Origin of the sequence: Bacteroides finegoldii DSM 17565 (assembly GCF_000156195.1) — a bacterium.
In the GTDB taxonomy this organism is placed as follows: Bacteria; Bacteroidota; Bacteroidia; order Bacteroidales; family Bacteroidaceae; genus Bacteroides; species Bacteroides finegoldii.
The window spans coordinates 145,517-152,634 of sequence record NZ_GG688329.1 but is presented as its reverse complement, the minus strand read 5'-3'; the positions used below and the strand labels follow the sequence as shown (position 1 = coordinate 152,634).

At 43.1% G+C, this 7,118-nt stretch carries 4 protein-coding genes and 1 tRNA gene; 2 read left to right on the top strand and 3 right to left on the bottom strand.

Annotation, left to right across the window (positions count from 1 at the left end; all coding sequences use genetic code 11):
- On the top strand, positions 1 to 171 hold a 171-nt coding region (locus BACFIN_RS21950), incomplete at its 5' end, for a transposase (protein WP_007756601.1).
- A 104-nt stretch (positions 172 to 275) separates the two neighbouring features.
- Here BACFIN_RS21950 and BACFIN_RS04500 read toward each other — a convergent pair.
- Positions 276 to 359 (bottom strand) — tRNA-Leu (locus tag BACFIN_RS04500).
- 162 nt (positions 360 to 521) lie between these two features.
- Between BACFIN_RS04500 and BACFIN_RS04505 the strand changes: the two genes are divergently transcribed.
- Positions 522 to 1,604, top strand: coding sequence for a mannose-1-phosphate guanylyltransferase (locus BACFIN_RS04505; protein WP_007756599.1), 1,083 nt, complete (start codon positions 522 to 524; stop codon positions 1,602 to 1,604).
- A 113-nt stretch (positions 1,605 to 1,717) separates the two neighbouring features.
- Here the strand turns inward: BACFIN_RS04505 and BACFIN_RS04510 are convergent, their stop codons facing one another.
- Both BACFIN_RS04510 and BACFIN_RS04515 read right to left on the bottom strand, forming a co-directional pair.
- Complete coding sequence (locus BACFIN_RS04510; RefSeq protein ID WP_230325696.1) at positions 1,718 to 4,747, bottom strand: hypothetical protein; 3,030 nt, start codon at positions 4,745 to 4,747, stop codon at positions 1,718 to 1,720.
- Between the two features lie 22 nt (positions 4,748 to 4,769).
- On the bottom strand, positions 4,770 to 7,103 hold the full coding sequence (locus BACFIN_RS04515) for an OmpA family protein (RefSeq protein WP_007756597.1): 2,334 nt from the start codon (positions 7,101 to 7,103) through the stop codon (positions 4,770 to 4,772).
- Positions 7,104 to 7,118: the final 15 nt, after the last annotated feature.

The window sequence follows — 7,118 nt, the reverse complement described above, 5'->3', positions numbered from 1 at the left end:
GCACGTTCTATACAAACACATTATCTGGATATAATCAATTTCTTTGAAAGGAGGGCAACCAATGCCGCAGCAGAGTCATTCAATGCTAAAATCAAAGCATTTAGAGCACAGTTCAGAGGAGTAAGAGATAGAGCTTTTTTCTTATATAGACTTGCTAAATTATATGCTTAAATATAGAATCCCTCAGATTGTTACGTTGACCCCAATTTAAACCAACGAGTTACGAGGGATAGAAAAGAAAAGCGGAGAGAGTTTTTCAACTTTCTCCGCTTCAGTACCCAGACCCGGGGTCGAACCGGGATGGAAGTGAATCCACTGGTGTTTGAGACCAGCGCGTCTACCGATTCCGCCATCTGGGCATACTTGATTTCTCAATTGCGGTGCAAAGATACGACATTATTTTGAATCTGCAATAGTTTGGTAGAAAAAAAGAGAAAAAAATAATAAAACATATCTCAAACACTTCTATATTCAGAGAATAAACCGTACATTAGCAGAAACTTTTAAATAGAGTCTCTGTTATGACAAACAAGGATAATTATTGCGTGATTATGGGTGGCGGTATTGGAAGCCGCTTCTGGCCGTTTAGCCGCAAAACATTGCCTAAACAATTCTTAGATTTCTTCGGAACCGGTCGTTCACTCTTACAACAAACGTTTGATCGTTTCCAAAAGGTAATACCAACAGAAAATATTCTTATCGTTACCAATGCAATGTATGCAGACTTAGTTAAAAAGCAGCTACCCGAAGTAAACGAAAAACAAATACTGCTAGAACCTGCACGAAGAAATACCGCTCCATGTATAGCTTGGGCCTCCTATCACATCAGGGCACTGAATCCAAATGCCAATATAGTAGTGGCCCCCTCAGACCACCTTATTTTAAAGGAAGATGAATTTCTTGCCGCTATCGAAAAAGGACTGGATTTTGTCTCACACTCTGAAAAGCTACTGACACTAGGAATTAAGCCTAATCGACCGGAAACCGGATACGGATATATACAAATCGCCGAGCCTGCCGGAGATAACTTCTACAAAGTAAAAACATTCACCGAGAAACCAGAACTGGAATTAGCTAAAGTATTTGTAGAAAGTGGAGAATTTTATTGGAATTCCGGACTGTTCATGTGGAATGTAAATAGCATTATCAAAGCAAGTGAGTCCTTATTGCCCGAGCTGACTTCTAAACTGGCGCCCGGAAAGGAAATTTATGCCACTGATGGAGAAAAAGCATTTATTGAAGAAAATTTCCCAGCATGCCCTAATGTGTCCATCGATTTCGGCATTATGGAGAAAGCAGATAATGTATATGTGTCATTAGGTGATTTTGGCTGGTCTGATCTTGGAACCTGGGGATCACTTTATGATTTATCAGACAGAGACCAAGAAGGTAACGTCAGTTTAAAATGTCATTCACTTTTATATAACAGCAAAGACAATATGGTAGTATTACCGAAAGGAAAACTCGCTGTAATTGACGGGTTGGAAGGATACCTGATAGCGGAATCCGAAAACGTCTTACTTATTTGCCGTAAAGACGAAGAACATTCCATCCGCAAATATGTCAATGACGCCCAAATTCAACTGGGCGATGACTATATTTAATTTAATAAATAAGGCAACTTCTTCATTACGAATTAGTTGCCTTATATTCTATATTTAAGGAATATCCCTAAAAAAGCTTGCAATACTTTGAGTACACGTTATACTCTCATAAATCAAAATCTGTAAGAGGTTCCCACCGAGAATGACGCATGAACAGGAGTCAAATCTCCACCCGACCATATATCTTTAGTGTATAGTCGCAAACGAGGTTCGGCAAAAACACCGAATCCCTTAAGCAATCTATAATAAAAATGTACGCCGCCCTCCGCACCAATATTCGTTTTATTAGGCTCTTTTCCGAATGACAACACAGGACCTGCAAGCAACTCGACACCAAATTTACGGTCCGGATTATAACCTCCCATAAAATGAGTCACATCAAAGAGATAATCTGCCGATAAACTAATCAACTTACGGGCATCCGATCCGTTCTTTCCCGGCAAAGCAACATAATCCAAGCCTATCCGTGCACCAGAACAAGGGAAGAACTGCCGTCCTCCAGACACTCCTATTAAAACTCCAAGACCAGAACCGTCATCTAATTTCACCCGATGAATAGGCATATTTCCACCTACATTCCATGAGGCAAAATAATAAGGCTCGAATTCACTTCTGCGAGCAGCCAGCTCTTTCAACGTCTTACCACCTGCACGACGGAATTCCAGTCCGACCTGCACACTCATCACATTATCTGCCGTAGAGATGCGAGGCCCCACATAATTATCAATAACGTTGACATCTCTGTAAGAATAAGGAATACGAGAGAAACGAGGTTCTATAAATAATGCCGTATGATCGGAGAAGTAATATTTACATTGCAGCCCTGCCGTCACACCGGCATATGCAGCACCTGCCGCACTAACCTTTATATTTTCATTTTGCCTCCGTACCTTACCTAGTTCCAGACCTAACATCGGAACAATTCCCCAACGTTGTTCATTATCATGCTGCCAGAAAGAAAGAAAATTCAACATACTCTCTATCCGGACTCCTCCTTGCATCGTTCGCTTGTCAGCAAGAGTTCCATCTTCACGCGCAGCCTGCCCCCAACTACTTATACCTGCAAAACCGGAGAAACGTAATCCCCAGAAAGGTAGAAACCATTTACCGGCAGATACACTCATAGTAGGCCCTACCGAAGCTAAAGCCCCCATAGAACGTCCCGAGCCACTCAGGAACTGAAAGCCGACCCCTCCACTGATGAAAGTATTTCCCCAGAATGTTCCATCACCAAAACCGCTTTCTAACAATCTCTTACGATAAGAAGGGCTGAATCGATACGAAGTACCCACCGCAAAAGAGAGCTGTAAAGGAGTTCCCTTACCCTCACGCGAATTAATATAACGTTGCGTATACAGTCGCAATTTAGACTCAGCAAAAACATCAAATTGCTCACCTAGCCTCCAATAAGGACGTACACCGCCTTCTCCTCCCAAATAGGTCTTTCCCGGTTCAAAGCGATGGGTAATGACCGGACCGGCAAAAACTTCCGTACCAAACTTACGTTCCGGATCATAACCGATTACCCAATTGGATATATCAAACATATAATCCAAAGAAAGGCTCGTAAAAGTGTAACGGTCAACCTTAGCATCCGCCAAACGGGTAGCCGCATTGTTGAAGTCAAGTCCTAAACGGAATCCGGAAAGCGGACTAAACTGCCGTCCGACCGCAGCTCCGGTAATGAAACCCGGACGGCGTGAAGTAGGCCGGTTCAACTGTTGCGGCATTGTCATGCCGACAGCATAAGAAGTATAATAATAAGGAGTAAAATCTCCCCTAAGTTTGGCTAACTGCTGCCATTGCGGACGAGTAGGACGACGCAATTCGACCCCTACACTAATATTCATCAGCTTATCCATAAAAGAATACTCATTCACTTTTCCGGAAATCGTCTTCTCTGTAAAGGTATAAGGTACGAAGGACATACGTGGTTCTACGAAGAAAGCCAAGTTCTCTATCGGATAATACTTAAACTGTACTCCACCTGTCCATCCCGTATATGTTTTAGAAATAACCTCCTGCTCATCCTGTTTCTTCATCATCCCCAACTCGACACCGAACATCGGGACAACTCCCCACCGCATAGAACGCGCTTCTTTCTTGAACAACACAAAAGGATTCAACATCACTTCTGCCCGTCCGCCTCCATACAGAGTCATTCTGTCCATACCTGCCTTTTGATTCTCTTTCCACGCATCATACGATCCGAATGCAGATAAGCGGAAACCAAACAGATCCAAAAACCATTTACCTAAGGACACATTAAAAACAGGTCCTGTAGAGCCCAGCAGTCCTTGTTCCCTGGCCAATGAGGAATTTTGCGCTTGAAGTCCCATAGCCGCACTGATGAAAGTATTGTCCAAGAAGTTCTCCTCTCCTGCTTCCGTACTTCCACGCTGCTTGAAGGTACCTAAACGATAATTCATCCCCACACGGGCATTCAATCCCAAATCATATCCGTGCCAGTTATTTTCTCCGGAGATATCGATATTATCGGTATAAAAGGAGATTGCCGGTTCTACAAACACGTCCAGACGCGTGCCGGTGGCCAACTTCATCTGTAAACCTAGATGGAAATCGCCCGCTCTTTTTTTCTCTCCAGCCAAAGAAGCGAGATGTACACCCAGCCCTTCAACCGTAGAAATCTCGAACATACGATAAGGATTATATCCGGCAAAAGCCGTACTAAGATTGAATATATGATCTATACCGAACGAATAATTGCTCCATTTTTCATTATCACTCTGGCGACTGGCGCTTTGCCATGTTCCATAGAGTCGCATTCCGTTTTTAGAAGAAAAGAATTTAGTTGCAGACAGTCCGATTTCCGGTCCGCCGGAAAGATTCATATCCCCTTGTGGAATAATACGGTTGTAACCACCCCAAAAACCGAAGAAGAAGTTATCAAGAAACTTTTTATTGTTGAACTCCATCCCTTTAGGCTGATAACGTTTCTGCATTGAATACTTCATTGCATTGAACTTCACACGATAGGCTGTATCGGCCTGGCTTCTTCGTTGCATTGCGGAATCCTGAGCAGCTGCTGCATCTCGCATCTTTGCAATGGAATCTTGCTGCTGGGCAAGTACGCCGCCCGCAAATATTCCACAACAAATACACGTCAATATATATCTTTTCATCACCATTATTTATCTATTTAAGCTATTCATTTCCTCCCGTAGTCATTGCATCTTCATACCCCATCTTAGCATATTTGAAACAGTCTTCACTGATATCTCCATCCCATTCGGCTATTGAGATATAACTGCTGTCCTTCTTGAAACAGTTTGTCAACGCCTCTTCTGCCTGCATGGCATAAAAGTCTCCTTTACGACAATATAACACCGCTTTCAGATACATCGTCTTCGGATCGTCTGCGGGTAAATCCTCCAATGCTTTCTCCGCTTTTTCATTCCATGCGTGTGTCTTCATCGCCAGACACATCACGACATTATTAAGAGGAGAACTATTCTTGACCAATTCAAATGTTTCCAGACGACGGGCTATTTCCGCATCATTCAATCCGCTGGTCACTTTATAATATCCTCCCAAGCAGAACGCAAATGCCTTTATCTTCTTGTTCTTCTCATTGTCGGGCAGCAATTGCGCCAGACGACTGGCCTCCGAAAAATCTCCCTTCTTCAAATACATGGCAAGTTGATTGGCTACCACCTCCTCAACATTATCAATACCAATCACACGTCCGTCAAACGTACGCTCCACATTACAGCCTCTCACTGAGAAATCAATTAACGGCTTCAATACTTCCGTATCCACCGTATCGCGTTTCAAGTAAGCCACCGCTAAATTATTAGCAGCCAGCACCCACGGTTTTCCACCCGTCAATTCTTGAGAATAGTGATATGCACGGCGATACAGCTCCTCCAATTCCTTAGGATCTTTCACCATATTGAATAAGTGCCAGTATTCATACAAAGCAAAATTCTTTTTTCCCGAATGATAATCAGGATCATTCCGGTAACGATTCAATATTTCCTCCTTCGTCAAGGCACGATAAATTTCTGCGGTATATTCGCACTTCATTGAACGCAATTTGGGAAGATGGCTTTTTATAATAGTACTATAATATGGTAAAGCAGCTACTTGCCGAAATTGCTGGTCTTGGTTCTTCGGGTATTTCTCTACAATTTCGCGAATAGCGGCAGCCTCCGCAGCCAGCGTATCTTGCTCCAGCAAATCCGCTACCTCCAACCAAGTAGCAACTCGCGAATCATTAGGTGTATAAGTATACAAACGTTGCATCGTATGAGCCGGAATAACAGAGTACACCAACGAACGTGCATACGCCAGACGACGTTGCGACAAAGCCATATTAGACGCATAAGAACCTTCCGGTGACGAAACGCTATACAAATGAAGCTCTTTCAAAGTAGAACTTTCGCCATTTACCACCTCCAACAGTTTCGCTTTCAGTTTATTCAACTGTACTTCATTATTAGGATCTTCAGGATCCAATTCCGCCTTCCCCAGTAAGAAGCTCAAAGAAATGTCTTCCACACCGGTACGGCGTTCAACTTTCGGTTTTTCCTCATATTTCTTAGGGTCCAGTTCATACTGGTCGAGCGAATATTCGAGGAAACGTAACGGACGTCTGGGGCTACGGGTAGAGAGCTCCAACAAGCGCTCGTAATAAGGACGCGTATAATCTTCCATCTGCATAAGAGCCAGCACTTGAAAGTTATCTTGCGCATTGGATAGTTTGATTGTATCATTCCACATATAGGAAGCCTTCTCCGCTGAGAGGGGTTCGTTTTCAATGATAAAAGCGTCCAGCGAATCCCGGGTTATATCATATCCCATACGACGGTCCTGAGTCAGATAATATTGCGAACCATCGTATACACGAGGCAGACGATACATTTCAACTTTCTTTCCTTTACTATTATTTATCACGTATGGCTGTACGATCATTCGGGCATTGTCCTTTCCAATACGTGGAGGAACTGCAACTTTCGCTCCGTTCAAAATAATCATATCTCCATACTGATCAGGCGTTTCGGGCATGGACGTAACCTCCGTACGTTGCCCCACAACGGTTACCTGACTAATCATGTGTCCCATATCTACATACGTAGTAATCTCCCGTCGACCACTGATTGCTTCAAATACAGCGGGCGCCGTACTTACTTTGATAACCAATGAACCGGTCTCCGGTAAAGTAATCTGATAAGCTCCCGTCGCATCGGGTACTTCGTACATGGCTGAAAGGGTCAAACTGATATTGTCTTTGTTCAGTGCCGCTTCCATATCCTTTCCTTCTTGAACGGTATTGAAATAATAAATCTTTATGTCACCAATAGAAGAAATATCAAACGGGACAGGTTTGCGTTTCTTCTCGGATGCTTCTTTGTCCAAAATACGTCCCATCACTAATTTGGGGGCTTGCGCATTCAACTGAACACAAGTAGCTAAATAACATATCAATAGAAAAGCTATTCTCATAGCTCCGTTCACCCTTATCAAATTTACTTTCATATCTACAATCTCACT

Bases quoted from the DNA above. Each gene is read 5' to 3' on its own strand.
- BACFIN_RS04505 (WP_007756599.1), top strand. From the start codon at position 522: ATGACAAACAAGGATAATTATTGCGTGATTATGGGTGGCGGTATTGGA.
- BACFIN_RS04510 (WP_230325696.1), bottom strand. From the start codon at position 4,747: ATGAAAAGATATATATTGACGTGTATTTGTTGTGGAATATTTGCGGGC.
- BACFIN_RS04515 (WP_007756597.1), bottom strand. From the start codon at position 7,103: ATGAAAGTAAATTTGATAAGGGTGAACGGAGCTATGAGAATAGCTTTT.